The following is a 27,000-nucleotide window of genomic DNA, read 5'->3' on the forward strand; positions in this document are numbered from 1 at the left end:
CGCCGGCGAATCGGGCCGGGGCGTCGCCCTCCAGGGTCAACACCGTTCGCCCCAGTCCCGCCAGTCGAGGTCGTCGTGGAGGCGGACCTCGATCTCGATGCGACAGTCCGGACAGAAGAACGCGACCGACCGCCGGCCCGGTTCGAACTCCCGCCACTCGTCGTGCGTTTCACAGCCGACGCGGAGGCCCCGCTCTTCCCCTTCGAGATCCTCGATCCGGTACGGGCCAACGGTTCCGAGCGCATCGGTGCCGGTCATACACGGAGAGTCGATTTCGCGGCCCGTAACTCCTCGGTCAGCCGTTTCCGCGTCCGACGAGCGAGTCCCACCGCCGATCCGATTTCCCGCGAGTCCGGATACCCGGTCGCCACGCGCCAATCAGACGGCCAACACCGTATCCACGACGAGCATCACCGCGAACCCGACGACGAACGTCGCCGTCGCGGTGTCGGCGTACCCGTGACCGTGGCTCGAGGGGACGAGCTCCCGAAAGACGACGGCGATCATCGCGCCCGCAGCGAAGCCGGCCGCGATCGGAAACAGTCCGGAGACGACGGCGACGAGCGCGAACCCGACCGCCGCGGCGATCGGCTCCGGAACGCCGCCGGACAGCGTCGTGTAGAGGACGGTCTTGCTCCGGGAGACGCCCGCTCGAGCCGCCGGAACGGCCATCGCGAACCCGTCGGGAACGTTCTGGACGGCGATGGCCGTCGCGATGGCGAATCCGAGCGCGGTCTCGCCGCTGGCGAACGCGATCCCGACCGCGAGCCCCTCCGGGACGTTGTGGATCGTGACGGTTCCGCCGACGAGCGCCGCTCGGCGCAGGTCGTCGAACGCCGGTTCGGTCGCCCGGTCGTCTCGGGTCGTTCGATTCGAGGAACCGTCCGCGATCGCGCCGTCGACGACGGCCGTTCCTTCGAGTCGCTCGCCCCGAAATCGGAGGTGAACGTGCGGTAACACGGCGTTGACGGCGAGCAAGAAGCCCCCACCCAGCAGAACGCCGGCGACGACTTCGAACGGCGAACCCAGCTCGAGACCCGGCAACACGAGCGCGAACACCGCCGCTCCGACCATGATTCCCGCGGCGAGGCCGAGCGCTCCGTCGTAGACCCGGTGGCTGACCCGGTCGGTGACGAGGACGGGGAGCGCCCCGAGTCCGGTCACGCAGCCCGCGACCGCGGCGACGAGGACGACCTCGCCGAGCGACGTCATACCCCGCGTTCGGTTCGAGAACGGATATGACTGCCGTCGACGACCGCGCGATGAGCACGCTGGCACGCCGGTACAATCGGCTCATATCGGTCGGTTATATCACGTTTCCCGTCGTCGGTACCGGTCGGAATGTCGTTCAGCGATTATCTCCTCGAGGAGGGGACCGACGTCTGGGAGGCACAGCTGAATCACCCGTTCGTTCGCGAACTCGCCGCCGGAACGCTGGACGAGGCGGCGTTCGAACACTGGGTGAAACAGGACTACCGGTACCTGCTCGACTACGCGCGGCTGTTTTCGATCGCCGGCGCGAAAGCGCGCGACGAGCAGACGATGACGCACCTGCTCGGCGTCGCCCACGAGGTGCTCGATCACGAGATGGACCTCCACCGGTCGTTCGCGGCCGACTACGGTATCTCGCGCGCGGAACTCGAGACCGTCGAGAAAGCGCCGACCTGCGTCGCCTACACCAGCTTCCTCGTCCGAACCGCCTACGAGGGATCGATCGCCGAGATCGCCGCCGCGCTGTACCCGTGCATGCAGGGCTACCTCGACGTCGCCGAGCACATGGCCGACTTGGCCGAGGAGGAACACCGCTACACGCCGTTCATCGAGACGTACACTGGCGAGGAGTTCCGCGAGGCGACGGCCTGGTGTCGGGAGTTCGTCGACGACTGCGGCGAGCGCTATCCCGGCGAGCACGAGGCGATGACCGACGCGTTTCTCACCAGCGCCAGACTCGAGTACCGGTTCTGGGAGATGGCCTACACGCTCGAGGGGTGGGACATCTAACCGATCGGCCGCATCGGAGACCGGGGTCCGTCGATCTCGAGGTCGGTCAATCGATCGTGATCTCGAGTCCGAGCACGCCGAGGTACGAGGGGGCGTTGCCGCCGCTGGTCCGGAACTCGGTGGGCGTCGAGTCGACGTACTCGTAGAACTCCGACTGGGTCGACGGGAGCACCGTCGAGCCGTCTTCGCTCTGGAGGAACGCCGGCGCGTTCGTCCGCCGGATGCGCTCGACCTGTTGCTCCCAGTCCTCGCCGCTGTGTACGAAGACGCCGAACGAGAACCGGCCCGCCAACACCGCCTCGCGCTTGCTGGAGAAGTAGTCGGCCTCCTCGACCCGATACTCCTCGTCGCTCAGCCACGCGATCGCCGCGAGACCCTCCGTTCGCAGGAGGTAGGCGTTCCACGTCAGCGTATCGTCGAAGATCTCCCAGGCGTTCCGGGGACCGATCGCGTCGACCTCGACGCTGAACGCCGGTCGGCCGCGGGAGCCGGTCGGTTCGTGGACGAACGTCGCGTCGTAGCCGGGCACGCGGATCCCTCTGTCGTGGTAGACGATGCCGTCGATCTCGAGGCCGAGGTCGTGTTCGTCGTCCAGGCGCTCGAGGAAGTCGCGGACGGGCACGCCGCCGGTCTCCTCGAGTCGGTCGAAAAACGCAGGGAGTTCGTTGATCTCGGACCACCCCGCCGGTGTGCTCATGCTCGAGTGAAGCGTCCCGGTCCGGATTAGCCTTTCCGACCGGCTGCGGCCGATCGATCCGTCGACACCGAGAGACGGCGACCGCCAGCACGGAGCGACACGCCTTTTTGACAGCACCGGGCAGTGTACGGTATGGATCCAAAGCGGGAGCTTACGAGCGTCGACCTCGCCGCCCTCGTCGGGGAGCTGGGGACCTACGAGGGTGCGAAAGTCGACAAGGCCTACCTCTACGGCGACGACCTCGTCCGGTTGAAGATGCGGGATTTCGATCGCGGCCGAGTCGAACTGTTGCTCGAGGTCGGCGAGGTCAAGCGGGCGCACACGGTCACCCCCGAGCGAGTCCCCGACGCGCCGGGACGACCGCCGCAGTTCGCGATGATGCTTCGAAACCGCCTGTCGGGGGCCGACTTCGCCGGCGTCTCCCAGTACGAGTTCGATCGCATCCTCGAGTTCGTCTTCGAACGCGACGACGGCACTACCCGGATCATCGTCGAACTCTTCGGCCAGGGTAACGTCGCGGTCACCGACGGCGAGTACGAGGTGATCGACTGCCTCGAGACCGTCCGCCTGAAGTCCCGAACCGTCGTCCCCGGTTCGCGCTACGAGTTTCCCGACACGCGGACGAATCCGCTGACGATCGACCGCGAGGCGTTCGAACGCGAGATGGAGACCTCCGACACGGACGTCGTTCGCACGCTCGCGACCCAGCTCAACTTCGGGGGACTCTACGGCGAGGAGGTCTGCACCCGCGCGGGCGTCGAGAAGGCGATGGACATCGCCGACGTCGACGACGGGGTTTACGACCGACTTTACGGCGCGATCGAACGCCTCGCGCTCGACGTTCGCAACCGAAACTTCGAGCCCCGGCTCTACTTCGAGCGACCGGACGAAGAGGGAAGCGCCGCCGACGGCGGGACCGAGGACGCGCCAGACTCGAGCAGCGCCCGCGTCCTCGACGTCACTCCGTTTCCGCTCGAGGAACGCGGGGAGCTGGCCGCGGAGGCCTACGACTCGTTTCTCGCGGCGCTCGACGACTACTTCGTCCGACTCGAACTCGACGAGGAGTCGGAACCGGACCCGACCGATCAACGACCGGACTTCGAGGAGGAGATCGCCAAATACGAGCGGATCATCGAACAGCAACGAGGCGCGATCGAGGGGTTCGAACGGGAGGCCGAATCCATGCGCGAAAACGCCGAGTTACTGTACGCCAGGTACGGCCTCGTCGACGACGTCCTCTCGACGATTCAGGACGCTCGCGAGCGGGATCGCTCCTGGGAGGAGATCGAAGAGCGCTTCGAGGAGGGGAGAGACCGCGGCATCGAGGCCGCCGAGGCCGTCGTCGGAATCGACGCCGGCGAGGGCATCGTCACCGTCGAGCTCGACGACGAGCGGATCGACTTGCTCGCTCACGACGGCCTCGAGCAGAACGCGGATCGCCTCTACACCGAAGCAAAGCGCATCGAGGAGAAAAAAGAGGGTGCCCTCGCCGCGATCGAGGACACCCGTGAGAACCTGGAGGAGGTCGAGCGCCGGCGCGAGCGGTGGGAAGCCGACGACGGTGACGGTGACGACCCCGACGAAGCGGACCCGGACGACGACGATCGCGACTGGCTCGCCGACCCCTCGATTCCGATCCGGGAGAACGAACCCTGGTTCGATCGGTTCCGGTGGTTTCACACCAGCGACGGCTACCTCGTCATCGGCGGCCGCAACGCCGATCAGAACGAAGAACTCGTCAAAAAATACCTCGAGCCGGGCGACACCGTCTTGCACACTCAGGCTCACGGCGGCCCCGTCACGGTGTTGAAAGCGACCGATCCCAGCGAGGCGTCGTCGTCGGACATCGAACTGCCGGAGTCGAGCGTCGAGGAGGCCGCTCAGTTCGCAGTGTCGTACTCGTCGGTCTGGAAGGACGGTCGGTACGCGGGCGACGTCTACGCGGTCGACTCCGAGCAGGTGACCAAGACGCCCGAAAGCGGCGAGTACCTCGAGAAGGGTGGATTCGCGATCCGCGGCGATCGGACGTACTACGACGACACGCCGGTCGGCGTCGCCGTCGGCATCCAGTGTGAGCCCTACACCCGCGTGATCGGCGGCCCGCCGTCGGCGATCGAAGAGCAGGCGGCGGCGACGATCGAACTCGAGCCGGGCCGATACGCCCAGGCCGACGCGGCGAAACGCCTGTACCGGCGGTTCCGCGAGCGCTTCGAGGACGAGACGTTCGTCCGAAAGATCGCGAGTCCGGATCGGATTCAGCACTTCATGCCCCCCGGTGGCAGTCGGATCGCCGAGGAGTGAGGCGGTCTGCCGTCGGTCGTCGTCGGTGAGACCGCAGACGGATCGCGGTTGTACCGGTACGTGAGGGTGTCGTAGAATACGTCGCACACGAAAGGGCAAGGTTGAGAAGCCGTGTCCAGCAGCACTCAAACCCTGCAAGATGATCCTTGGATAGATGAGTTCTTTAGTAGGTGAAACTATCGTCACCTCCGACAAATATTTATTAACAGTCGGTGAACGCAGAAGTATGTCGGATACGTCCGAGCTATCGAAATCCCCATCGGATCGAACGACCGCGCTCGGAATCGTTGTTCACGTGGTCGGACTCTTTTTCGGCGCCATTGGTGCCGGAATCATCTACCTGGTCTCCAGTGAGGAGTCGACGAAAGTAAACGCGCGAAACGCACTCAACTGGCAAATTTTCTTTCTGTGTGCGTTCGCGACACTGTTCATCCTCGGTGTTATTCTCCAGACAGTCTCCGGTTCGCTTGCGCTTCTTGCGATCCTACTCATCGTCGCGTTGGTAGTAGCCGACGTCGCCTTTTGTCTATATGCTGCATTGAAAGCGAGCAAGACGGACCAGTGGACGTATCCACTGGCCCCAACGATCGTTTGACCGGTATGGAGCCAGACAAAAAAGCAAACTACTGATTGAGGAACGGACGTCACTGGAGTAGAGGCCTTCCGACATGATCTCCACCCTACTTTCGATCGCGATCCTGGTGCTCGCAGTTGGCGTTCTCGGGATAGGTGGACTGTATTTGTATCGCGCCAGCCGCTCGTTTCGATCGGCATATACGCTTCGCCAGCGCTGTCGGACTCCGATTCGGGAGGCGGTCGATCACTCCGGGATGGTCGAACTCGAGGGAACTGTTGCCCCAATCGACTCGAAAACCGTTACAGCGCCGTTTTCGGGAACTGACTGTCTCGCTTACATTTATCGAACGAAAGAGCGGATCGATTCGAGTACACCCGCGGACGCACCGCGATCGAGCGACGGGAAGTACGCACTTCTCGATGAGGGGACAGAGGCTGTGGAATTTTTCCTCGAAGACGAGACCGGGCGCGTCCGCGTCGACCCGACCAGCGGGGAGTTCGAATTTTCGACGGAAACGTACGAACACATGCCGTGGCGTGATCTCCCGGAGCCAATTACACGGTACGTCGAGTCGACTCCCGCGGTCGACAGCCAAGACCCTGTCCTCGATTCAGTCCCGATACTGAGCGCCATCGCGACGTGGCTCGTGCGGAACGATCGTCGATTCGTCGAGGGACGAATAGAGTCTGGACAATCGATTTACGTCCGCGGATCGGTCGAACCTGATTCCCGATGGGAAACGGGTGCGGACGCTATCGTCGAGAGCGGATCGGAGCCATCGTCGATCGTGATTTACAACGTTCCGAAGCGGGCGACAGCGTGGCGGTTCGCAAAGCGCGGCGGCAGGGAATTGGTTCTTGGTGTCGCCGCACTGAGTGCAGTAGTTGTGCTCGGGTACGGCTACGTGTTCGTATGAGTGGCACTCACCTGGATCGGTTTGGGCGGGGAAAGACGGACTGAAAATAGGTCGATCGTGTCTGCGAACTAGTCATAAAATATCCACCGACATCGACTTTCTTATTGGCGAAATCTCGGTTCTGAGCAACAAAAAACGAGTGAGTTGGGAACGAACGTGCCCGAGAAGACCACAGTAGTTCGTACAACCCGTGCGCCAACACCCGATCAGGTAGCGACTCGAGCGAACCAACGGCTCCAGCGGAACGTGTTCGATCGGTTCGCTTGTCGGCAATTAATCGCGCTTACAGCGGCGAATTACAGCCGATACTCGCTCCGTCATCGCTCATGGTAACGCTACAATCGAAATCGAGACTGGCTGCGAGCTGACAGTTGAAGGGGCTACACGGGTTTTCGTCAGGAATCGCCAGTTCTCCGTCGACTCCGAAATTAAATCCGTCGCTGGTGATCGTCCCGCCGAGACAAACGGAAAACCCGCCGGGAACTTTCGGTGGGCTCCCGGTGGCACAAATGGGGTTTTCGTCATCGCCAATTGCCCCGAGACCGCCGCCGATGATCGTCACTTCGGTCCCACCGACGATGAGAATAATATTCAGTTCGCCACCGAGATCCGGCCACGATTCGATGACGATATCGTAGCCGACTTCTACCGATTCGCCACCGTACCGGGGCACGACGCTCGGAACCGAACCGATAGTCCACGTGTTTCGAAGTGTATCGAAACTTTGCACGTGGACCTGTTCAGATAACGGGGTCGCGTTCTTGAACCGTCCTGCGTAAATGTAACTGCCTTCAGGAGGCCCATCGTATCCGCGGAAATCGTTCCGTTCAAGTTTGTTGTAGTACGCTTGAATCGCTTCGATATTATCGTTGCGTGGGGCCCTTACTTCCTCGCGGATGGTCTCGGGCCGCTCAACGAGTATTACGTCGTCGTCCTCTTCTTCTTGAAGGATTTCTTCCCATTCCTCTTCGGTGGGCTGTTTGTTCTCCGGCGGTTCCCGTCCCGGTTTGCCCCGATTGTCGTCCTGATTTGGACCTGGGTCGGCGCTAACACCGCTCGTTCCGATCACTGCACTACTGAATGCGGCGGTACTCAACAATACTTTTCGCCGGTACTCTCTGTTGTTGTTTCGAGACACACCAATACATTCCTACTATAATATATTGGAATTTTATAATCAGGATATATCTAGCAACACAAAAAATATAAAACTAATTTATTTATAAAGTAAATAATATAATATTAAAATTAGTGTGGTGGGGCGTCTACAGAACCCGCCTCATAGCTTCTCATAGCCCGATTCGTTTCCTCGTTGTAGTTAGTGATTGCAACAACGAGCCGGAGACACAGCGCAAGGGACCTTCTGTTCGTGCGTGGACGCGGCCTCGGGCGCGGACGTGCCCGAGGCCGCAGTCCTTGACTTCGTCGTTGATTCGTTCGACTCCTGTCCGGTTGTTGTACGTCTCGTCCAAGATGGACTGTTTCAGCTGAACGTCCTCGCTGTGTTCCTCGATTCGGTCTTTGATCCTGTACTCAATGTCTTTCGGGTTTTCAGTGTCTCGCAGATTGTATGGGGCGATTGGCACGAGCCCTGCGGTCAGCTGGTGGTCGTGGCAATCGAGGATGTTGTAGGCGCTGTCTCCATGCATCCAGATCGGTGTATCGACGGCGAGTGCGTCACGTGTGACGCGCATCGCCGTCTCTTAGTCTGCTTTTGGCCTGTGTGAACTCCGCTGCTATCGGGGTCTTTGCGCCAGTTGAGACGATCGTAGAGCCGAAGCCGTAGTAGTACGCTTCGGCTGTTGGATCGTCGTTCCACGAGGCAGCGTCGTTGTACTGGATCGCCTCGACGTGTGTCGAATCGATGGAATATATGGAGTCGAGCAGGCCGCGGGCGGCGGCCTGCTCGACGAGCCTGTCGAAGACATCGTCAACGACGTGTTCGAGGTCGGTGTGAAACCGATCAATCGTGTCTCTGGAAGGTGGTTTGTCGAGTCCGCAATAGCACCAAACGAGGCCGTGCTGGAGTTCTCGTCCAACCAGACGTGTGCCGTAGATGTCCTTGTAGTAGCAGTGTAGAAAGCCGCGAAAAAGGTCTGGTGGGTGGTGAACTCGTGTTCGCCCCCGCTTCGAGGGGCGAACACGTCGTACTCCAGCAGAAACTCGAACTCAAGGTGCTCGAACAGTGGTACTGTCTCGGTAGCCGCGACATTCAAGAAGTCGTCTACCGAAGCCAGGTCTTGCAGGGTTGCGCTTGTGTTGGACACACTTTGCGCACCCTGCTGCTTCGTACGTGACGCTTTCTATGACACGCTCGTACGTCGGTACGACGCTCCGCGAGAAATTCGAGGTCGTTATCGTGTGGCGTCGTCCCCGCGTCGAACCGAGATAATCGATCGACGTTCGACGGGGGTCCGTCGAGTACTCCGCCGGTCTCAGAACGCGTTCTCTTCGATCAGCCGCGCCTGTCCCCGCCGCAATCGCTCGCTGACTGCCTGGGGAGAGATCTCGAGAACGTCGGCGATCGCCGCGAGGGTCGTCTCGCGCGGCACGTCGAAGAACCCGCGTTCGTAGGCGATTTCGAGCGCCTCCCGCTGGGAGTCGGTCACCGTTCCGCCCGCGTCGCGCCACTGGGCGTCCGCCCCGCTCGCCAGACGGTGTAACTCGAACTCGACGCGTTCGTCCTCGAGGAACGCGTGGTAGCTGACGAACGATTCGCGGTCGGGAAATCGCATCTCGACTTCCCAGTTGGCGTCACACCCGCGACAGTCGAGCAGTTCTCCGCCGGCGGCGACCCACTGCCGGTACGCCTGTATCACGCCCGAATCGCTCCGGCGCAGCCGATACAGCGTTCGGTCGGTTCGCTCGGCGATCCGCTCGAACTGGTCGATCGTCCCGTCGGCCTCGAGAGCCTCCTCGAGCCGATCGCGGTCCCGACAGGTCGTCCAGCAGAACGCGATCGGTCGGTCCGGATCGAGCGCGTACAGTCGTTCGATTTCGACGACGAGCGACGGCACCGCCTCGAACGTCGGGCCGAGGACGAACTCGGGTGATCTCGCTTCGAACTCAGCGAGCAGACTCATTGCACCGTGTGGTGTGCGAAGACGCAAAACCGTTTAGGCCAAAAGCGCTTTTTCGGACGCTCGAACGACTAATACCAATCGTTACGCGTCGAAGTCGACGGATCGAGCAGGGTGAGTGCCTCGGGGGCAACCCCGAGATACGTCACGCGTCCGAGGCGGCCTCCACGGTCTCGCGGACGGCCTCGACGCCCTCGTCGTGGCCGAGGTCGCCGACGACGATCACGTCGGCGTACTGGGCCATCGCGTACGCCGAGTCGTAGTCGTGGATGCCACCCCCGTAGAACAGCGTCGCCTCGTCGGTCGCCTCACCCGCGGCGGCGACGATCTCCTCTTCGCCCAGCGTTCCGGAGTACTCGACGTAGACGATCTCCTGGCCGAACATCCGCTCGGCGACGGTGGCGTAGGAGGCGACGTCGTCGGCGTCCAGATCGCAGTCGGCTTCCGTGTACGTCGCCACGTCAGCCTCGGGATTCATGACGATGTACGCTTCCGTCGTCGTCCGATCCCAGTCGAGGCCGTCGTCGATGCGCACCCACTCCTTGTGCGCGCCCGTGATCCAGAAGGGAGAGCCGGCGTTGAAGACGGTCGGAATGAGATACCCCTCCAGCGCGTCGTTGTCGATGACGACGTCGGGGCTCGAGGGTTCCTGGTAGAGCGGGACGTCGTGTTCGGCGCAGGCGTCGACGACGGCTTCCATGTTCCGTTCGGTGATGCCCATCGTGCCGCCGACTTCGATCGCGTCGGTGCCGGTCGCACAGAGATCGCCGTAGGTGGTTCCCTCGGGGAGATCCTTGTCGGGATCGATCTTGAGGACGTGATTCCAGTCGTCCCAGGGGGTAGACATACCGCCCCGTTTCCCGACAACCAGCAAAAACGCTACGAATCGGCCGACGCGGGGAGTAGCCCGTCGGCCTCGAAGGACGCGGTGGCCCTGCGAGCCTTCGTCCGCCGGAGTTACCGGATCGGACGTCGACCGCCGGCACGTCCGCTGTCCGGCGAGCGGACTACTCGATCGTCACCGTCGTCAGGTCCTCCGCGAACCTGACGTCGCCGTCGTAGTGTGCGCCGATCGACTCGAGCATCTCGCCGTGGCGACCGTCGGTGTGTGGGTAGAGGTGGGTGAGGTAGACCCGACCGATCTCGCGGCCGGCGAGTTCGCGCCCGAGGAGGTCCGGGGTCGGGTGGTTCGAGACGTCCACGTCGTCGGGAAACGAGCAGTCGTGAGCGAGGATCGCCGACCCGTCCGCGAAGTTCGCGAGGCCGGCGAACGCCTCGCTGTCGCCGCTGAAGGTGAACCGATCGTCGAAGCGGTAGGCCAGACAGGGCAGGGAGTGGCGGGTTTCGTACGCCGAGACGTCGAAACCGGCGACCGAGAACTCGCCCGCGACGACCTCCCTGACCTGGAGGTCGAGTTTATCTTGCATGTACTCGTGGACCGACAGCAGGTCGTCGACGAGCCCTTTCGTCCCCTGGGGTCCGACGACTTCGAGGTGTTCTTCGCCGGCGAGCCAGCGGGCTTTCATCAGCGGGAGCAGGTCCGCCACGTGATCGAGGTGGTGGTGAGTGAGCAAGACGGTGGAGACGGCCTCGTAGCCGATACCCGACTGCTGGAGGCGGTGAAGCACCCCGCAACCGCAGTCGATCAGAAGCGTTCGGCCATCTTCCTGAACGACCAGTCCCGTCTGGAACCGCTCGCCGGTCGGCATCGCGCTTCCCGTGCCGAGAAAGGTGACGCGCATGTGCGTTGGTGCACCCGGTCCGGGCAAAAGAATTGCGACGACTCGATAGTCGTCGCTGTTCAGCCCGACCGCGAAACCTCGCCGACGATCTCCGATCCCGATTCACCGTGGATAATTGTGCTCGCGTTGATCGCGATAAGTCCGAACCCAACCTTGGTTAGCAGGTCGAGATAGGTGATCAGCATCACGTCGACCTGAATCGTTAGTGCGTCGATGCCGGGCGGACCAAGTAACCAGACGAGCGGATAGACAGACCAGAGCACGACGGTAAGGTTCCTGAGACTCGTAAAGAGTGAGTTGACGCCGTTCTCTCGTCGTCGAGCGCGCTCGCTCATCGATCCCAGGATCAGGTACAACATAATAGCGTACGCGACCGTCGCCAGCGCGAATAGCCCGAACCGAAGCGGTCCCGTGAGGAGCGCACCGACGAAGCCGCCGACCATCACGACGGTGTTCACCGAGACGACGAGCGCAAGCTCTCGCTGATTGCTTCCAGCGAGCATTCCGAGAAATACCAACAGTAGCGGCGTCGTGAGTATCCAGTCGACGTAACGCGGCACGAAGACGATCCGGTCGTCGACGGAGACCCAGCCGATCTCCAAGCCCATCGTCACGTACGCCACCATCGCGATCGAGCTGATCGCCGCGAGAACTGCAGTGTACCTGGCGTCAGTTCCGAAGCCGGTGACGCCGCTCCAGACGAAAACGACCGTGCCGACACCCATTCCAAACGCGCCAAGCCAGAACACGCTCGTCGGATCGATCACGCCGTCTCACCTCCATGGCTCAGGACCGTCTTTGACTCTCCGCCAACGCTTTCGTTCGACACTCGGGTGTCACCGAGCACCGAAAGGAGCGTTGTGGCGTCGTCCGAGAGCGACTCTGCTCGCCCGAAGACGCCACGGGCCAACGCCGATTGAGCTTCGGCTGCACTTGCAACGTCACTTGCTTCGTCCGCGGTTGCCTCCGAAATTTCCGAGACGTCGTCGACCATTGTTCCTACCTCGATCGCGGACGACGCCTGCTGGTCGGTCGCTTCGTTAATTCCTTGGATGCCAGCGTTTGCGCGTTCGACGGCCTCGACAATCCGTTCGAGGGAGCCGACAGTTTTCTCTACCGTCTCGACGCCGCTCGAAATCCGCTCGCTCGTTTCCCTGACGTCTTCGACGGTAGTTTCGGTTCGGTCTTGAATCCGTTCGATCGAGTCGTCGATCTCGGCGGTCGCCGCTTTGGTCTCCTCGGCGAGCGATTTTACCTCGTCAGCGACGATGGCGAACCCATCACCGTTACTTCCGGCTTTCCCGCCGGCGTGAGCCGCCTCGATCGAGGCGTTGAGCGCGAGCAGGTTCGTCTGATCAGCAATCTCCGCAATGATATCGGTTACGTCCCCGATCTCCTGGATCTCCTCGTAGAGGAGTTCGATCGTCTCGACGGTCTCCTCGGTCTGGATTTCGACTGCGCTCATCTCCGTGATCGCTTCTTGTGCAGTCTCGAGTCCGCTCTCGCTTGCGGTTGCTGCGTCTCGAGATATCGCGGCCACTTCGGCTGCACTGGCTGCCATCTCTTCTGTCGTCGCCGAGATGTCGTCCATCTCCCTCGCGATCGTTTGAATCCGCTCCGTTTGCGTGTCTGCGCCGCGGGAGATCTCCTCGATCGTCTCGTTGACTTCCTCGCTTCGTTCCATCACGTGCTCGGCGTTCGAGCGAACCTCCTGGCTCGCGTCCGTGACGTCGGTCGCGAATCGGTGAATGCGGCCGACAAGCGATTCGAAGCCGTCCATCATCTCGTTGAACGACGTCGATATCGATTTCATCGTCTCGTTGTCACTGTCGAGGTCCATCCGGGCGGTGAGGTCGCCGTCTGCACATCGGGCCATTACCTCGCTGAATCTCTCGGCGTCGGCCTCGAGCGCGGCATTGACGTCCGCCAAGCGCTCGCGCTCGCGTTCGGCCTCCCGCTTTGCCTCTTCGGCCCGCTCGCGCTCGCGCTCTGCGTTTCGTCGCGCTTCATTTGCCTCCTCGCGCGCCGTTTCCGTCTCCTCGAGCGACTGTTGCAGCGAGCGGCGCATCTCGTCGAAAGAGTCGTATAAGTCGCCGATCTCGTCACGTCTGCGCGTCCGTAACTCGACGTCGAGTTCGCCGTTTCCCATCCGGGTCGCCGTCGCCGACAGCGACGAAAGCGACGCTGCCGTGTTCCCGCCGACGGTCGCGGCGACCAGTCCGAGGTTGACGACGGTCAGCACGATCAGTCCAAGAATCGACGACGTCGCGACGGTGCCGACGACCGACGGATCACCGCTGTCGACCGCGGCCGTTATCTCGAGGTACGTCGCAGCGCCGAACGCCAGCGTCACTCCGACAACGAGCGTGAAGATTGCCCCCAGCTTTGCCGTGTAGCTCCGTCGAACGCGGCTCGGCAGAAGGGCGTTTGTCACAGTCATGCCACAGCGTGTGGAGTAGGGTACATTAACGATGGTGGCCACATAGTTGGGGAACCCGTCGTCGTTAGCCACACGTTTGATTACCCCGTTGGCGAAACCCAGATTCGATGCAGCGTCTCGATGAGTCGACGCCGCGTTTGTTCGTGCCGTTTCGACTCCGTACGATCGAACCGACGATCGGCCGTAACCTGTTCGACGATAGAGATCGATGACCAGTCCGCCGAGTTATCTGACGTTTCTCGTGATCTTCATCCTCGGACCGATCGCGTGTCTCGGGTGGCTTGCCTACCGACGGGAGCACGCCTTGTGGGGCCGCGGTCCGCTGTCAGGCGTCGCGATCGTCGTCTTTCTGGCCGTCGTCTACACTACGCCGTGGGACAATCTTCTCATCGCTGAGGGTGTCTGGTGGTACGGCGATGACGTCGTCGCGGCGACGGTGTGGCACGCCCCCGTCGGGGAGTATCTCTTTTTCATTCTCCAGCCGATTCTGACCGCCTTGTGGTCGTTTCAGCTCGCCAGTCACCACGAACACAGTGCCGATCGATCGCTGTGGATTCCTCGTGTCCACCGCGCGATCGGTGCCATCTGCGGACTGTTCATTGCCGCCGCCGGATTGTTTCTCCTCCGAACCCAGTCGACGTTTTACCTTGGCGCAATTCTGTTCTGGGCAGGACCGATCCTCACGATCCAGTGGTCTTTCGGAGTGACCTATCTCGTTGCGCTCCGCCGACAGCTCGCGCTCGCAGTCACCGTTCCCACGCTGTACCTGTGGATCGCGGACCGCGTCGCGATCGGTCTCGGAATCTGGCACATCTCCGAGCTCCACACGACCGGCTACGCCGTGTTCGGTCTTCCCATCGAGGAGGCGCTGTTTTTCCTCGTCACGAACGTCTTCGTCGTGCAGGCGCTCTTTCTCTACCTGTGGTTGCTCGAGCGGCGGGACGATATCGCGACCCTCTCGCAATTTTTCGGCCGATCGTCGACGCTTTCCGGCGGTGACCTCGATGGATCGTGAGATAGTTGTCACGCCCGCCAGCGAGACTCGAGCGCGTGCCGCAACCCTCGCGCTTGTGACCGCCGCGGCGGCCGTCGTCGTTGGCCTGACACTCGTGACGGTGTTCGAGTCACTTCCGCTTTCCGTCCAGTTCGTCCCGCTCGTCGCCAGCGTTCTGCTCGTCGGACTCCCACACGGTGCCGTCGACCATCTTGTGATTCCGCGAACTCGCGGCGAGCCAGCCACCCTACGGTGGATTGCAGCCATCGGGTTGCTCTATCTCGTTCTCGGCGGTGCGTATCTTGTCCTGTGGTTTCTCGAGCCGACCGCGGCGTTCGTCGGTTTCCTGTTCCTGACGGTCGTCCATTGGGGTCAAGGCGACGTCTACGCGCTGGTAGAGCTCGTCGGCGTGGACCACCTGCGGACTAGGTTCGACCGGCTCTTGGCACTTTTCGTGCGCGGTGGAACGCCGATAGTCGTTCCGCTCGTCGCGTTTCCGGATCAGTACGCGTTCGTCGCAGGTACGATCGTCGGCGCGTTCGACTCGGACGCCGCGCCCGCGCTCGCTGCGGCGTTCGATCCCATGGTTCGGGGTGCGATCGGCGCAGTATTCGTCACGCTGGTTATCGCGTCGCTCGTCCGGGGATTCCGGAGGGCCGATTCGATTCGAAGCTGGCTGATCGACGTCACCGAGCTCGGTTCCCTCGTCGTGTTCTTCGCGTCCGTTCCACCCATCCTCGCGATCGGGCTCTACTTCTCGCTCTGGCACTCGGTTCGCCACGTTCTTCGAGCGATGCTCGTCGACGACCGCGCTTCGGCTGCGATAGAGCGTGGAGACGTTCGCGCGGCGAGCGTTCGGTTCGCTCGAGACGCCGCACCGCTTACCGCCGGTGCGGTCGTCATCGTCGCCGGCCTCGCACTGCTCGTTCCTCGAACGCCCACGACGGTTCCTGAGGGGGTCGCCGTCTACCTGGTCACCCTCGCGGCGTTAACGCTCCCCCATGCGGTCGTCGTTTCGGCACTCGACCGGGAACAACGGCTGTGGTCAGTGTAGCGCCTGATACGGATTGCCGTAACTGTGTACCGGAGCGACCGCGGGACGGCACCCGGTCGCTCCGGTACTGACGCACGGTAAACCGTATGATGGACCGAGTATACCCAGACTGAGAGCATCGTCGCCACCGCGCTCGAGACGACGGCATCCGCTAATTTCACTTTCACCGCGCCGTCCAAACCCTCTTACGCGCCGGGTTCTCAGACGGGGATAATGGCTGGGAACGAGCGCCTCGAGTTGCCGGTCTCCGACGACGCGCTCCCGTTCGATCCGGACGCCGTCGAGATCGAAGACGGCGACGTCTTCGCGTTGCTCGAGCCCGCGGTACAGCGGTGGTGGCTCGAGGAGTTCGGCGCGTACGTTCCCGAGAACGGCGGCTTTTTCACGCCGCCCCAGCGGGGCGCGATCCCGAAGATTCACGAGGGGACGAACACGCTGATCTGTGCGCCGACGGGATCGGGAAAGACCCAGGCGTCGTTCGCCGCGATCGTGAACGAACTCTACCGCCGCGGACGCGAGTCTGCCGACGGCCTCGAGAACTCCGTCTACTGCCTCTACGTCTCCCCGCTGAAGTCGCTCGCCAACGACATCCACCGCAACCTCGAGCGACCGCTCGAGGGGATCGAGTCGATCGCCGAGGAGCTGGCTGCTCTCGACGCTGACGCCATCGATCCGCTCGAAGACGCCGATGCAGACGCCGACGGCTCGCTCGAGACCGTTGACGGCGATCGGTCGGGCGCGGGCTCGCCGGCTGAGATCCGCCACGCCATCCGCCACGGCGACACGGACTCGAGCGAGCGCCGGAAGATGCTCGAGGAGACGCCGCACATCCTCAACACGACGCCGGAGACGCTCGCGATCCTGCTTAACTCGCCCAAGTTCCGCGAGAAGCTTCGAACCGTCGAGTACGTCATCGTCGACGAGATCCACTCGCTCGCCGCCGGCAAACGCGGGACGCACCTCTCGGTTAGTCTCGAGCGCCTCGCGGCGATGGTCGACCACGACGTCACGCGAATCGGCTGTTCGGCCACGATCGAACCGCTTTCGGAAGTCGCGGAGTTTCTGGTCGGCTGCGAGGCGCCACGAGCCTCGGACGAGCGAGCGGGTCGCTTCACTCCCCGCTCCTACGAGATCGTCGACGCCAGGTTCGCCCGGGAGTTCGACCTGCAACTCGAGTGTCCCACCGACGATCTCGTCAACACGCCGCGGGAGCTCGTCCAGGACCGGTTCTACCGCCGTCTCCACGAGCACGTCCAGAAGCACACGAACACGCTCGTCTTCACGAACACCCGCTCGGGTGCCGAACGGGTGTTGCACAACCTGCGCGAGCGCTTCGACGAGTACGACGAGGACAACTCCGGCTGTCACCACGGCAGCCTCTCGAAGGACGTCCGCCACGGAATCGAGACGCGGCTCAAGGCGGGCGAACTCGACGTCGTGACCTCCTCGACCAGCCTCGAGCTGGGGATCGACATGCCTCACGTCGACCTGGTGGTCCAGGTGGGTTCGCCGAAGTCCGTCGCCGCGTTGCTCCAGCGAGTCGGTCGCGCCGGCCACCGCGTCGGCCAGACCGTCACGGGACGGGTGATCGCGCTCGACCGCGACGAGTTGCTCGAGTGTGCGGTGATGCTGAAGAAAGCCAGGGAGGGATTCGTCGACTCGGTGTCGATTCCACAGAACGCCCAGGACGTCGCGGCCCAGCACGTCTACGGCATGGCGATCGCGGAGATTCGACCGGAGGCCGAGGTGCTCGAAACGCTGCGTCGCGCCTACCCGTACCGAGAGTACGCCGACGAGGAGTTCGAGTCCCTGATGCGCTATCTGACGGCCGACTACGCCGGCATGGAGGACAGAAACGTCTACGCGAAGGTCTGGCGCGACGAGAACGATCCGCCGGAGGGAGAACACCACCACGAGAAGTTTCCCGTCGGAAAGCCCTTGATCGGCAAGCGCGGCCGACTCGCTCGGGTGATCTACATGACCAACGTCGGGACGATCCCGGACTCGTTCACCTGCGACGTTCACACCAGGGCCGGCGACGAGTGGGTCGGCCAGCTCGACGAGGACTACCTCGACACGCTCGAGAAGGGGGACGTGTTCGTCCTCGGCGGCGATCACTTCGAGTACCGGTACCGCCGCGGTTCGAAAGTCTACGTCGATCGAACCGCTTCCAGACCGACGGTCCCGTCGTGGTACTCGGAGCGGCTCCCGCTGTCGTACGACCTCGGTTGCGAAATCCTCGCCTTCCAGGACGAGCTGCTCGCTCACTACGCGGAAGGGGGACCACCGCGCGTGCGCGCCTGGCTCCGGGAGTTCCCCCTCGACGACGACAGCGTGCGAGCGATCGCGCGACTGTTCGACTATCAGTTGCGTTACGCCGGCGAAGCGAGCGTGAGCACGCCCGACCGGCTGGCGATCGAGGTCGAACGCGACCGCGACGAGTACGAACGACACTACTACGTCCACTCGGCGTACGGCCGAAAGTTCAACGACGGACTCTCCCGGCTGCTGGCGTACCGCTGCGCGCAGGAGGCGACCGCCAACGTTCGCGTCGCGGTCGCGGACAACGGGTTCGTCCTCTCGATGCCGCTGAACCGGAAGGTCGACCTCGAGGGGATCGTCGCGGACCTCGAGCCCGACGCCGTCCGCGAAGACCTCCGATCGGCGCTGTCCGGAACCGACCTCCTCAAGCGCTACTTCCGGATCAACGCCACGCGGTCGCTGATGATCCTCAAACGCTACAAGGGCTACGAGAAGTCCGCGAGCGAACAGCAGGTCTCGAGCGAGATGCTGCTTGGCTTCGCGGAGGAGCTGTCGGAGTTCGCCGTTCTCGAGGAGACCTACCGCGAGATCCTCGAGGACAGGCTCGCGGTCGCCGAGATCGAGTCGTTCGTCGCGGCCCTCGAGTCCGGAGAGATCGCGGTCGAGCGGCGGCTGTACGATTCGCCCACGCCGCGGGCGTTCGGGCTTGCGACGCTGTCGGCGAGCGACGTCGTCCTCGCGGAGGACGAAAGCGCCGCCCTGCAGGCGTTTCACGAGCGCGTTCTCGAGGAGATCGGTGGCGAATCCGTCCCCGGCGTCTCGTCGGGCGGGGAGTAACGGCCGTACCGCCCTCGAACGTGACGCCGGTGGCCGTCCTCGAGAGCAGCGCACGTACCGCCCTCGAGACCGACCGCGTCACGACTGCGACGAACGGGAACGGTCCCCCGCGCCGGCCGACTTACTCGGCTCGCGCGATGAGGAACTTCATGTCGCCCTCGAAGACGACGGTTTCGTCCTGGTTCGTCATGACGGTGTCGAGGACGACGAGACCGGCGTCGTCGTGGGAGACGTCGTTCTTCTCGGTCACCTCCATTTCGAGCGAGAGCGTATCGCCGATGTAGACGGGGTTGGGGAGGTCCATGTAGTTCATCCCGAGGAAGGCGTAGGCCGTCCGCTCGACGATCCCACACCGGTAGACGAAGCCGGTGGCCTGGACGAACGTCATCGGACCGTGGGCGATCCGTCCGTCGAAGGGACCGTCCTCGGCGTACTCCGCGTTGGTGTGAAGCTCCGTCCAGTCCCCGCTCAGCGCCGAGTGCATGACGAAGTCCGTCTCGGTGACCGTCCGACCGACGCTCTCGAACTCCTGGCCGACCTCGAACTCCTCGAAGTGGTGCGGTTCGTAGCTGTAGGGCATACGCTCACAACCAGATCGCGTGTGAAATACGTTACCTCGAGCCGAACAGCTGTCGAAACAGCGCCGCTTCGCCCCGGCGCAGGCGCTCGAGAAACGCGGACTTGCTGATGCCGAGTTCGTCGGCGACCGCCTGCGAGGACGTTCCACGGGGGATCGAAAAGTACCCCATCTCGAGTGCCGTCCGGATGCACTCCTCCTGGGCCGGCGTCAGATCCCACCGCTGGCTTGGCGGCTCGTTCGCGTCCGCCCGCATGGGATAGACTCGCTCCAGGCGCACGCCGACGGTTTCGCCGGCCGCCGCCATCACGCCGTTCAAGACCTCGCGACCGACGACCGCACCGAAGATCAGGGCGACGCCGTCGCGGTACTCGAGCGTCTCGACGATCAAGCCGCCGTCGATCAGCTCGCGGACGACGCAGGGTCGTTTGGACAGACACCGGTACCGGGACCGTCCGTCCGACCGCGAGACGTACAGGTAGGAGATGCGATCGTCCTCGTCGAGCACTTCCGTGAGCTCGTCGGATTCTGGCGCGCTGAACTGGAGGAGGTCGTAGCCGTCGCTGCGCCGTTGCGGCGGCCGAGCGTCGACGGTGACGCCGCTCTCTCGCGTCGCCTCGGCGAGCGGACAGCCGTCGTTTCGGACCCGAAACTCGACCGCGAGACACTCCTCGATCATCCGAATGTTGGGCGTTACCACGAACCACGATTTAAATCCCCGTTATGTGGCGGTCAACCGCTAAGGACGTCCCCGGGCTCCGTTCGAACGGACCAATGAACCTCGAGACGGTCAGAGCGCGGGCCGGCCCGCGGGCGTTCAGTCCCGCCGACGACCTCCCCGAGGAGTACCGCGAAGCGGCGACTCGGATGATCGAGTTCCACGCCAACAGCGAGATCATGGGCGCGTACCTCGAGCGGCCGTTCATCCGGCAAGCGCCGAGCATCGACCGCAAGCTCGCCTACTCCGCGAAGGTGCAAGACGAGATCGGCCACGGACAGCTGCTCTATCGCGCCGCGGAGTCGCTCGGCGTCAAGAGCCGCGAGGAGATGCTCGAGGACCTGGCGAACGGCGACGGCAAGTTCCTCAACTGCTTTCACTACCCGATGGAGTCGTGGGTCGAGACGCCGATGATCGCGTTCTTCGTCGACGGCGCGGCCATGCGCAGGCAGGCGACGCTGCGTCGAACCAGCTGGGAGCCCTACGCCCACGCCATGGACAAGGTGTGCTTCGAGGAGGGATTTCACGTCAAACACGGCGAAGACATCCTCCGGGAGCTGATGACGGGCTCGCGTAAAGAACGGCGACTGACCCAGGAGGCCTTCGAGACGTGGTGGCCCCGTATCATCCAGTTTTTCGGCCCGACCGACGATCGAAGCACCCACCACGACTTCGCCGTTTCCGTCGGCCTCAAACAGCGGTCGAACGACGAGCTGCGAAACGCCTTCCTCGACCAGTACATTCCGAAGGCGCGCAACTACGGCCTCGAGATCCCCGACGAGCCGCGCATCCGCGAGCGCGAGGACGGCACCTACGAGGTCGAGGAAGGCGACCTCGACTGGGACGAGTTCTTCACGGTCGCGAAAAACGAGTACGAGCCCGGACGGGAGCAGATCCGGGGCAGACGGACCGCACAGGAGGCCGTCCAGTGGGTTCGGGAGGCGATCGAACGCGACGGAGCCGCCGGGAGCCACGCGCCCCGGGCGGCCGACTGACGATGATCTGGGAGGTCTTTCGACAGGAGCGACCGGGCGAGTACCACGCCCACTGCGGCAACGTCCACGCGCCCGACCGCGAGCTGGCGAGGCAGTTCGCCGCGATCCAGCACGGACGACGCAAACCGACGAACAGCCTCTGGGTCGTTCCCCGCGACGAGATCGGCGAGATCGACGCCGAAGACGTCGCGTTCGGGGGAACGACCGACAAGAGCTACCGGTGGGCAACGACCTACAGCACCGCCGGAGCCGACGCGAGCGAGGTCGCCGAGTCCGAAGACGACCAGGCCGACGCCGAGCAGCGACGGGGTGAGAGCTGATGGCGGGCTCGTTCGAGGCCTCCGACGGCCTCTCGTCCCGCGAACGCCGCGCCCTCGAGACCCTGCTGACGCGCCTGGGTGACGACGAGTTCGTCCTCGCGGAGCGCTACACGGAGTGGCAGGTTCGCGCGCCCTCCCTCGAGTCGGATCTCGCACTGGCGAACAACGCACAGGACGAACTCGGCCACGCTCGGCTCTGGTACGACGTGCTCGCCGACGTCGGCCTCGACGAGCGCGCGTTGGCCTACGAGCGCGATCCGGCCGACTTCCGCCACGGCACGCTCGTCGAACTGCCGTTCGAGACGGGCGACTGGGCCGACGCAGTCCTCCGGTCGTACCTCTACGACGTCGCGGAGGATCTGCGACTCGAGGCGCTGACGGCGTCGTCCCACCCGAAGATCGCAGACCGCGTCGGCAAGATCCGGAGCGAGGAGAAGTACCATCGCGAGCACGCCCGGAGCTGGCTCGAGCGTCTCGCCGAGGACGACGACGGACGCGGGCGGTTGCAGGACGCGCTCGATCGGCTGTTCCCGCACGCGCTGACGTTGTTCGAACCGGCGGTACCTCCTCGACTCGGGGCGAAAGCGAGCGAGAACGACGTGGCGAAAGCGGCCGCCGTCGACGCCGACGTCGTCGATCTCGGACTTCGAACGGCGACGCTCGAGGAGCTTCGAAGCGAGTGGCTGTCGATCGTCGTCCCGTTCCTCGAGTCGCTCGACCTCGCCGTCGCGGTCGACCGGGACGCCGAGAATCCCGAGGCCGACCTCGACGCGTTGCTTCCCGACGCTCGAGGCCGCGACGGCGCACACACCGAGGCGTGGTTCGATCTCCACGACGAACTGACCCGCACGTACCGCGAACTCGGACGAACCGAGACGACGACGATCATGGAGGCACCCGACGGATGACTCACGACGGAACCGCCGGCGTGGAGGGCGGCGACCTCGACGACGAGGCCAACGACGCCGATCGCGACCATGGGTCCGTCTGCGCGTACACGGAGTACCGGCGCGGGGACGAGTCCCCCACGGACGTTCCGAGGACAGGTGCGGCGGCTGACGGCCTCGAGGAGGCGGTCTGGGACGCCCTCGCCGGGGTCGAGGACCCCGAAATGCCGATCGGCGTCGTCGATCTCGGACTGATCTACGACGTTCGCGTCGACGACGGGTCGGTCGTAGTGGAGATGACGCTGACGTACTCCGGCTGTCCGGCCCGAACCATGCTCACCGAGAACGTCGAGGAGGCGGTCGCGGCGGTCGACGGCGTCGACGACGTCGGCGTTCGGCTCGTCTGGAGTCCGGAGTGGACCGTCGAGATGGTCTCCGAATCGGGGAGAGACGCCCTGCGAGAGTTCGGACTGAGCGTATGAGCCCGCGTCCCGACCTCGAGGTGTGCGGATGAGACGCTCGGATCCGAGCGTCGAGACCGGCGGCGAGGACGCGGGCGCTGAGTGTCCGTACTGCGGCTCGAGCGACACCGTTCGCGAGCACCCCAAGGGGCCGTCGCTCTGTCGCTCGATGCACTTCTGTCGGGCGTGCCACCAGCCGTTCGAAACGTTCGGGTGAGCGACCGGGATCGGCGCTCGAGAGCGGGATCGAACGCTCCCCCACCGCTTTACTCGTCGGCGTCGAACCCCTCTCGTATGGACGTCGAAGCGTTCTTCGAGGAGATGCCGTTCGCGTCGCTGCTGGGGATCGAGCTCACGGCGTGTGCCGACGGCCACGCCGAGGGCCGACTCGAGATGACCGACGACCTCTCGTGGGACGACGATCGGCTGGTCGCCCACGGCGGCGTCACGTTCACGCTGGCGGACACCGTCGGCGGCGCGGCGCTGGTCTCGCTCGTCGACCGACCCGTGCCGACGATCGACATGCGTATCGACTACCTGGACGCCGGGACCGGAGATCTCTACGCGGAAGCCGACGTCGTCCGCCGAGGAGGCGACGTTGGCGTCGTCGACGTCGCCGTCTACGCGGCCGACGACGACGCGCTCGTCGCCGACGCTCGAGGCGTGTACAAGACCGGCTGATGCCGATAGCGATGGACATCGCTGAACGGCGAGCGCTCGTCACAGCGTGTCGCGACGCCCGACCGTCACAGCAGGACACGAACTCCGAGCGTCACAGCAGGACACGACCTCCGAGCGCGTTCACAGACGCGGCGCGACCTCGCCGCCCAGACGACGAACGCAGTCGACCATCGCCCCGGTTTCGACCCCGGGGTAGTACGTCCGGAAGATTACGTGAACGTCCCCGCCGATCGCGTCCGCGTACCGCTCGAGTTCCTCGGCCACCGTTTCCGGCGGGCCGAAGGTCGCCTCCGACTTCAGCTCGCGCTTTCGCTCGTCCGCGAGTTCCCCGACCGACTCCCCGGAGAAGATCTCGGCGTACCGTCGCTGGAGGTGGAAGTACCCCTCGCGCATCGCCTCCCAGGCCGCCTCGCGGGAGTCGTCGACCCAGCCGTGTTCGAGGACGTAGATCGAGAACTCGCCCTCGACGTTCTCTTTCTCGCGGACGGTCCGGATATCTTCGACGCGTTTTCGGACGCCCTCGAGCGACAGCGACGAGGGCGCACACCAGCCGTCGGCGATTCGAGCCGCCCGCCGCACCGCCGGTTTCGCCGCGCCGCCGAGGACGATCGGAACCGAGCCGCCGGTCGGCGTCGGGGTGATCGTGACGTCGGTCGGAACGTCGTGGAACGTGGACTCGTACTCGAGCGGACCCTCGCTCCAGGCGGCACGCAGAAAGGCCACGAGGTCCTCGAGGCGTTCGGCACGCTCCTCGCGAGGCACGCCGAAGACGTCGAACTCCCGCGGATTCGAACCGATCGCCAGGCCCAGGGTGAGCCGATCGCTCGAGAGCAGATCGACCGTCGCCGCGTCCTCCGCGAGGTGGATCGGATCGTACAGCGGCCCGAGCGCGACGCAGGGTCCGATCTCGATCTCGTCGGTCGCGGCGGCCATCGCGCCCAGGGCCGGAAACGTTCCGGAGAGGTACTCGTCGCGCTGGAAGTGATGTTCGGAGACCCACGCGCTGTCGAGACCGGCGGTCTCGATTTCGTGGGTCAGCGCCACCAGTTCCTCGTACCGCGCGCTCGGCTCGCGGTCGTCGTCGGGTCCCCGCTGGGCGGTGAACAGTCCGGTCCCGAGTCGCATACTCCCGACGTTCACGGTGACGGCCTTAGTTGTTGGTCCGCTTCGCCGGGACCGCGTTCGCGGACTACGATCGGAATCGACGACGGTACGAGAGCCTGTGAACGTCGACGCACAGTCGATCGCACAGCCGTCGTGAGACGATGAGGAAACCGTTTCAGTTGACACTACAGCAAGAACGTTAATACGTGACCGAATTCAGATCACGTCTCATGAGGGGGAACGGTTCTAGTTCGTGGGATCGACGACAGTTCCTGAAGACTGCAGGAGTGTCGACGGCCGGAACGGCCGCAGTTATTCAACCGGCAGCAGCGAACGAAGACGATGTAGAAGTGTCGATTGAATTTCACGATCAAGAAACTGACGGCACGTACGTCGTTATCGAATCGCTTTATACCGAGGCCGACGCAGAAGTGATAATTTTCCATGCAGAGGGAGACAGAGAGGTCTACAGACGGTTGATTCTCGAGGGTGGGGTTGAACTTTCCAACGAACGGATCGAACTCGACGAGCCGATTCCGGAAACGCAGCTAATTTCGATCTCCGTTCAACCCCCGGAAGGTGGAGGGACGTACGGTGGAAGCCGGGCTACGGTAACTGTCGACGGGTCGCGGGAGACCCCTCCTTCAGAAAATACAGTTCGAATCGATCACCAGGAAACAATTGGCACGGCGATAGTCGTCCAGGAACTGTCCACCGTCGAATCCGGTCAGCTGGAGATCAGTTCTGCGAGCTTTACTCCAACAGACCACTATACCGAGATCGAGCTAGCGGGAGGAGAAACCTGGACGGACGAGCTAGTCGAACTGTCCCAGCCGCTCAGAGATCACGATTACCTCTACGTGACGCTCCGGATCGATGGCCAAGCGAGATCACAAGACCGGGCACTGGTTACGGCGGGCGTGCCACCAGTTGAAGTCGATCCGAACGACGTGCTTCCGGAGGGGTACGAACACGTCCCAGCGGATGTCGAAGCGGGCTTTCACTATCCCTACGTTCTCTATCGACCAGCGGTCGAAATGGAGACAGAACGCCCGTTATTCGTGGGTGGCCTGAATTCCCCCACGACCGCCGACCGGCTGGACTTGTTGGTGGCGCTCCATACGCACGCAGCATCGTTTGTCCGAGACGTCGAGTCCCTGAACGTACCGGTTATGATAGCCGGATTCCCCCGCACACCGGAGGATGGAAGCGACCTCGTTCAGAGTCTGGCGTACGAAGCAGTCGCCCCAAATCGGGATATAGACGAGATTGCGACCGACGCGTTCCCCGCGGACTCGTTACAACAGATCGACGAACAGACTGTGGCAATGATTGACGATGCTAGACGGCGCTTGGCCGACGAACGGTATGACGTGACCGAGCGCGTTCACATGGACGGATTCTCGTCAGGGGCCAACTTTGCCGACCGGATGGCGCTTCTCCATCCGGACTACGTGAGTACAATTTCGATAGGTGGAAATGGAGCGTTCGTGTTACCGCTCGAGCAGTGGGAAGGACACGAACTACGCTATCCGATCGGTGTCGCCGATTACGAGACGCTAACTGGACGGGAGTTCGATATCGATAGCTGGCGCGATATTAATCGATTTATCTACCTAGGTCGAGAGGACCAACCCGAGCCGGGGGACCGGGGATACCACGGAATCGCACCCTGGGGAGAAAACGGAAGGATCGCCATAGAGATATTCGGGAAAAACCGTGTCACGGAACGGTTTCCAACGACGAAAGAACTGTACGAAGATGCCGGAGCGTCGGCCGAATTCAAACTCTACGAGGGCGTCGGTCATCGGACGTCCGGGGAAATGAGAACGGATGTGAGGGCGTTCCATCGAAACCATATGGATGCACAACACGCGACGTTCGATTTTGCGTTTGATCGGTCCCACGATCGGATCGCTATCGGAAAACCGATCACAGTAACCGGTAGCGTCGAGAATCTCGTCGAAAGAACGGCGACTGCAACCCTGACGTTGCGCATCGATGGCGAATCCGTGGAAACAACTGAGACGGAAGTCGCTGCCGGTGAGACCGCAGACACCGAATTCACTCATACGTTCGACAGCCAAGGAGAGTACACCCTGCGTGTAAATGGAACTGCGATCGGTGACACTCCGGTAGAAGTAGTCGAGCGGTCTGAGGCCAGTCCCGGGTTCGGGGCTGTGGCTACACTCGGCGGGATCGCGGGAGCCAGTTATTTGGCTTGGCGACGAACTGGAGAGAGCGATACGTAACCGACCGATTCGCCGCCTCGGACTCGAGAACGCTCGTATCCGTCGTGTAATTCAGGTTGGCCCGGAACTGGAACCTGATCGTCAAACCGGGTCTGATGGACGCG

Annotated in this window: 24 protein-coding genes and 2 pseudogenes; 13 read left to right on the forward strand and 13 right to left on the reverse strand. The window is 63.4% G+C overall.

Annotated features, from left to right (window positions below; translation table 11 throughout):
* Window positions 1–36: 36 nt before the first annotated feature.
* On the reverse strand, window positions 37–258 hold the full coding sequence (locus tag EA472_RS07815; protein WP_243637795.1) for a hypothetical protein: 222 nt from the start codon (window positions 256–258) through the stop codon (window positions 37–39).
* 120 nt (window positions 259–378) lie between these two features.
* Window positions 379–1,212 carry a ZIP family metal transporter gene (locus EA472_RS07820; RefSeq protein ID WP_124190950.1) on the reverse strand — a complete coding sequence of 278 codons (834 nt, stop codon included), beginning with the start codon at window positions 1,210–1,212 and terminating at the stop codon, window positions 379–381.
* Window positions 1,213–1,341: 129 nt separating this feature from the next.
* On the opposite strand from EA472_RS07820, the gene tenA reads away from it, so the two are divergent.
* The gene (gene tenA, locus EA472_RS07825; RefSeq protein ID WP_124190951.1) at window positions 1,342–2,001 is read left to right on the forward strand and encodes a thiaminase II; all 660 of its coding nucleotides are present in this window, start codon (window positions 1,342–1,344) and stop codon (window positions 1,999–2,001) included.
* Window positions 2,002–2,047: 46 nt separating this feature from the next.
* Here tenA and EA472_RS07830 read toward each other — a convergent pair whose 3' ends face one another.
* Window positions 2,048–2,698, reverse strand: a complete 651-nt coding sequence (locus tag EA472_RS07830) for a hypothetical protein (protein ID WP_124190952.1) — start codon at window positions 2,696–2,698, stop codon at window positions 2,048–2,050.
* Between the two features lie 132 nt (window positions 2,699–2,830).
* On the opposite strand from EA472_RS07830, the gene rqcH reads away from it, so the two are divergent.
* Together rqcH and EA472_RS07840 are read left to right on the forward strand one after the other, a co-directional pair.
* Window positions 2,831–4,999 (forward strand): ribosome rescue protein RqcH, encoded by a 2,169-nt coding sequence (rqcH, locus tag EA472_RS07835; protein ID WP_124190953.1) that lies wholly within the window; start codon window positions 2,831–2,833, stop codon window positions 4,997–4,999.
* A gap of 154 nt (window positions 5,000–5,153) precedes the next feature.
* Window positions 5,154–5,594 carry a DUF4870 domain-containing protein gene (locus tag EA472_RS07840; protein ID WP_124190954.1) on the forward strand — a complete coding sequence of 147 codons (441 nt, stop codon included), beginning with the start codon at window positions 5,154–5,156 and terminating at the stop codon, window positions 5,592–5,594.
* 1,181 nt (window positions 5,595–6,775) lie between these two features.
* Here EA472_RS07840 and EA472_RS07850 read toward each other — a convergent pair.
* From EA472_RS07850 to EA472_RS07880, 7 genes and pseudogenes are all read right to left on the reverse strand, one after another.
* A complete protein-coding gene (locus EA472_RS07850; protein WP_124190956.1) occupies window positions 6,776–7,561 on the reverse strand; it encodes a hypothetical protein in 786 nt (261 codons plus the stop codon).
* A gap of 210 nt (window positions 7,562–7,771) precedes the next feature.
* A pseudogene (locus EA472_RS07855) lies at window positions 7,772–8,759 on the reverse strand (transposase).
* A gap of 168 nt (window positions 8,760–8,927) precedes the next feature.
* On the reverse strand, window positions 8,928–9,575 hold the full coding sequence (locus EA472_RS07860; protein WP_124190957.1) for a helix-turn-helix domain-containing protein: 648 nt from the start codon (window positions 9,573–9,575) through the stop codon (window positions 8,928–8,930).
* Window positions 9,576–9,717: 142 nt separating this feature from the next.
* The gene (locus EA472_RS07865; RefSeq protein ID WP_124190958.1) at window positions 9,718–10,419 is read right to left on the reverse strand and encodes a phosphoglycerol geranylgeranyltransferase; all 702 of its coding nucleotides are present in this window, start codon (window positions 10,417–10,419) and stop codon (window positions 9,718–9,720) included.
* A gap of 160 nt (window positions 10,420–10,579) precedes the next feature.
* Window positions 10,580–11,314 carry an MBL fold metallo-hydrolase gene (locus EA472_RS07870; RefSeq protein WP_124190959.1) on the reverse strand — a complete coding sequence of 245 codons (735 nt, stop codon included), beginning with the start codon at window positions 11,312–11,314 and terminating at the stop codon, window positions 10,580–10,582.
* Between the two features lie 59 nt (window positions 11,315–11,373).
* Entirely contained in the window at window positions 11,374–12,081 is a 708-nt protein-coding gene (locus EA472_RS07875) for a bacteriorhodopsin (protein WP_124190960.1), read from the reverse strand.
* A complete protein-coding gene (locus tag EA472_RS07880) occupies window positions 12,078–13,754 on the reverse strand; it encodes a methyl-accepting chemotaxis protein (RefSeq protein WP_124190961.1) in 1,677 nt (558 codons plus the stop codon). The genes EA472_RS07875 and EA472_RS07880 overlap by 4 nt, the downstream gene beginning before the upstream one ends.
* A gap of 208 nt (window positions 13,755–13,962) precedes the next feature.
* Between EA472_RS07880 and EA472_RS07885 the strand changes: the two genes are divergently transcribed.
* From EA472_RS07885 to EA472_RS07895, 3 genes are all read left to right on the forward strand, one after another.
* On the forward strand, window positions 13,963–14,769 hold the full coding sequence (locus EA472_RS07885) for a lycopene cyclase domain-containing protein (RefSeq protein WP_124190962.1): 807 nt from the start codon (window positions 13,963–13,965) through the stop codon (window positions 14,767–14,769).
* Window positions 14,759–15,802, forward strand: coding sequence for a Brp/Blh family beta-carotene 15,15'-dioxygenase (locus tag EA472_RS07890; RefSeq protein WP_124190963.1), 1,044 nt, complete (start codon window positions 14,759–14,761; stop codon window positions 15,800–15,802). The genes EA472_RS07885 and EA472_RS07890 overlap by 11 nt, the downstream gene beginning before the upstream one ends.
* Window positions 15,803–16,015: 213 nt before the next feature.
* A complete protein-coding gene (locus tag EA472_RS07895) occupies window positions 16,016–18,901 on the forward strand; it encodes an ATP-dependent helicase (protein ID WP_124190964.1) in 2,886 nt (961 codons plus the stop codon).
* Between the two features lie 121 nt (window positions 18,902–19,022).
* Here EA472_RS07895 and EA472_RS07900 read toward each other — a convergent pair whose 3' ends face one another.
* On the reverse strand, window positions 19,023–19,481 hold the full coding sequence (locus EA472_RS07900) for a MaoC family dehydratase (protein WP_124190965.1): 459 nt from the start codon (window positions 19,479–19,481) through the stop codon (window positions 19,023–19,025).
* 31 nt (window positions 19,482–19,512) lie between these two features.
* Window positions 19,513–20,157, reverse strand: a complete 645-nt coding sequence (locus tag EA472_RS07905) for a helix-turn-helix domain-containing protein (RefSeq protein WP_124191056.1) — start codon at window positions 20,155–20,157, stop codon at window positions 19,513–19,515.
* A 95-nt stretch (window positions 20,158–20,252) separates the two neighbouring features.
* Between EA472_RS07905 and paaA the strand changes: the two genes are divergently transcribed.
* The 6 genes and pseudogenes from paaA to EA472_RS07930 all read left to right on the forward strand — a co-directional run bounded on the left by paaA (window position 20,253) and on the right by EA472_RS07930 (window position 23,540).
* Window positions 20,253–21,191, forward strand: a complete 939-nt coding sequence (paaA, locus tag EA472_RS07910) for a 1,2-phenylacetyl-CoA epoxidase subunit PaaA (RefSeq protein ID WP_124190966.1) — start codon at window positions 20,253–20,255, stop codon at window positions 21,189–21,191.
* A 2-nt stretch (window positions 21,192–21,193) separates the two neighbouring features.
* Window positions 21,194–21,433: pseudogene (paaB, locus tag EA472_RS07915) on the forward strand (1,2-phenylacetyl-CoA epoxidase subunit PaaB); the annotation flags it as partial.
* A 77-nt stretch (window positions 21,434–21,510) separates the two neighbouring features.
* Window positions 21,511–22,419 (forward strand): 1,2-phenylacetyl-CoA epoxidase subunit PaaC, encoded by a 909-nt coding sequence (gene paaC / locus EA472_RS07920; RefSeq protein WP_124190968.1) that lies wholly within the window; start codon window positions 21,511–21,513, stop codon window positions 22,417–22,419.
* The gene (gene paaD, locus EA472_RS07925; RefSeq protein ID WP_124190969.1) at window positions 22,416–22,880 is read left to right on the forward strand and encodes a 1,2-phenylacetyl-CoA epoxidase subunit PaaD; all 465 of its coding nucleotides are present in this window, start codon (window positions 22,416–22,418) and stop codon (window positions 22,878–22,880) included. Before paaC ends, paaD begins: the two co-directional genes overlap by 4 nt.
* Window positions 22,881–22,908: 28 nt before the next feature.
* Window positions 22,909–23,076: a 1,2-phenylacetyl-CoA epoxidase subunit PaaE gene (gene paaE / locus EA472_RS22425; protein WP_165874849.1), complete on the forward strand. Its 168-nt coding sequence runs from the start codon at window positions 22,909–22,911 to the stop codon at window positions 23,074–23,076.
* Window positions 23,077–23,153: 77 nt separating this feature from the next.
* Window positions 23,154–23,540, forward strand: a complete 387-nt coding sequence (locus EA472_RS07930) for a PaaI family thioesterase (protein ID WP_124190970.1) — start codon at window positions 23,154–23,156, stop codon at window positions 23,538–23,540.
* 120 nt (window positions 23,541–23,660) lie between these two features.
* Here the strand turns inward: EA472_RS07930 and EA472_RS07935 are convergent, their stop codons facing one another.
* Window positions 23,661–24,665, reverse strand: a complete 1,005-nt coding sequence (locus tag EA472_RS07935) for an LLM class flavin-dependent oxidoreductase (RefSeq protein ID WP_124190971.1) — start codon at window positions 24,663–24,665, stop codon at window positions 23,661–23,663.
* Between the two features lie 209 nt (window positions 24,666–24,874).
* Here EA472_RS07935 and EA472_RS07940 point away from each other — a divergent pair, with 209 nt between their 5' ends.
* Window positions 24,875–26,896, forward strand: a complete 2,022-nt coding sequence (locus EA472_RS07940) for a PGF-CTERM sorting domain-containing protein (protein WP_124190972.1) — start codon at window positions 24,875–24,877, stop codon at window positions 26,894–26,896.
* Window positions 26,897–27,000: the final 104 nt, after the last annotated feature.

Source organism: Natrarchaeobius oligotrophus (assembly GCF_003841465.1).
GTDB lineage: Archaea > Halobacteriota > Halobacteria > Halobacteriales > Natrialbaceae > Natrarchaeobius > Natrarchaeobius oligotrophus.

Bases quoted from the DNA above. Each gene is read 5' to 3' on its own strand.
- EA472_RS07870 (WP_124190959.1), bottom strand. From the start codon at position 11,314: ATGCGCGTCACCTTTCTCGGCACGGGAAGCGCGATGCCGACCGGCGAG.
- EA472_RS07905 (WP_124191056.1), bottom strand. From the start codon at position 20,157: ATGATCGAGGAGTGTCTCGCGGTCGAGTTTCGGGTCCGAAACGACGGC.
- paaD (WP_124190969.1), top strand. From the start codon at position 22,416: ATGACTCACGACGGAACCGCCGGCGTGGAGGGCGGCGACCTCGACGAC.
- EA472_RS07820 (WP_124190950.1), bottom strand. From the start codon at position 1,212: ATGACGTCGCTCGGCGAGGTCGTCCTCGTCGCCGCGGTCGCGGGCTGC.
- EA472_RS07895 (WP_124190964.1), top strand. From the start codon at position 16,016: ATGGCTGGGAACGAGCGCCTCGAGTTGCCGGTCTCCGACGACGCGCTC.
- EA472_RS07885 (WP_124190962.1), top strand. From the start codon at position 13,963: ATGACCAGTCCGCCGAGTTATCTGACGTTTCTCGTGATCTTCATCCTC.
- rqcH (WP_124190953.1), top strand. From the start codon at position 2,831: ATGGATCCAAAGCGGGAGCTTACGAGCGTCGACCTCGCCGCCCTCGTC.
- EA472_RS07900 (WP_124190965.1), bottom strand. From the start codon at position 19,481: ATGCCCTACAGCTACGAACCGCACCACTTCGAGGAGTTCGAGGTCGGC.
- EA472_RS07860 (WP_124190957.1), bottom strand. From the start codon at position 9,575: ATGAGTCTGCTCGCTGAGTTCGAAGCGAGATCACCCGAGTTCGTCCTC.
- EA472_RS07865 (WP_124190958.1), bottom strand. From the start codon at position 10,419: ATGTCTACCCCCTGGGACGACTGGAATCACGTCCTCAAGATCGATCCC.
- paaA (WP_124190966.1), top strand. From the start codon at position 20,253: ATGAACCTCGAGACGGTCAGAGCGCGGGCCGGCCCGCGGGCGTTCAGT.
- EA472_RS07840 (WP_124190954.1), top strand. From the start codon at position 5,154: ATGAGTTCTTTAGTAGGTGAAACTATCGTCACCTCCGACAAATATTTA.
- EA472_RS07940 (WP_124190972.1), top strand. From the start codon at position 24,875: ATGAGGGGGAACGGTTCTAGTTCGTGGGATCGACGACAGTTCCTGAAG.
- paaC (WP_124190968.1), top strand. From the start codon at position 21,511: ATGGCGGGCTCGTTCGAGGCCTCCGACGGCCTCTCGTCCCGCGAACGC.
- EA472_RS07890 (WP_124190963.1), top strand. From the start codon at position 14,759: ATGGATCGTGAGATAGTTGTCACGCCCGCCAGCGAGACTCGAGCGCGT.
- EA472_RS07815 (WP_243637795.1), bottom strand. From the start codon at position 258: ATGACCGGCACCGATGCGCTCGGAACCGTTGGCCCGTACCGGATCGAG.
- EA472_RS07880 (WP_124190961.1), bottom strand. From the start codon at position 13,754: ATGACTGTGACAAACGCCCTTCTGCCGAGCCGCGTTCGACGGAGCTAC.
- tenA (WP_124190951.1), top strand. From the start codon at position 1,342: ATGTCGTTCAGCGATTATCTCCTCGAGGAGGGGACCGACGTCTGGGAG.
- EA472_RS07830 (WP_124190952.1), bottom strand. From the start codon at position 2,698: ATGAGCACACCGGCGGGGTGGTCCGAGATCAACGAACTCCCTGCGTTT.
- paaE (WP_165874849.1), top strand. From the start codon at position 22,909: ATGAGACGCTCGGATCCGAGCGTCGAGACCGGCGGCGAGGACGCGGGC.
- EA472_RS07935 (WP_124190971.1), bottom strand. From the start codon at position 24,665: ATGCGACTCGGGACCGGACTGTTCACCGCCCAGCGGGGACCCGACGAC.
- EA472_RS07930 (WP_124190970.1), top strand. From the start codon at position 23,154: ATGGACGTCGAAGCGTTCTTCGAGGAGATGCCGTTCGCGTCGCTGCTG.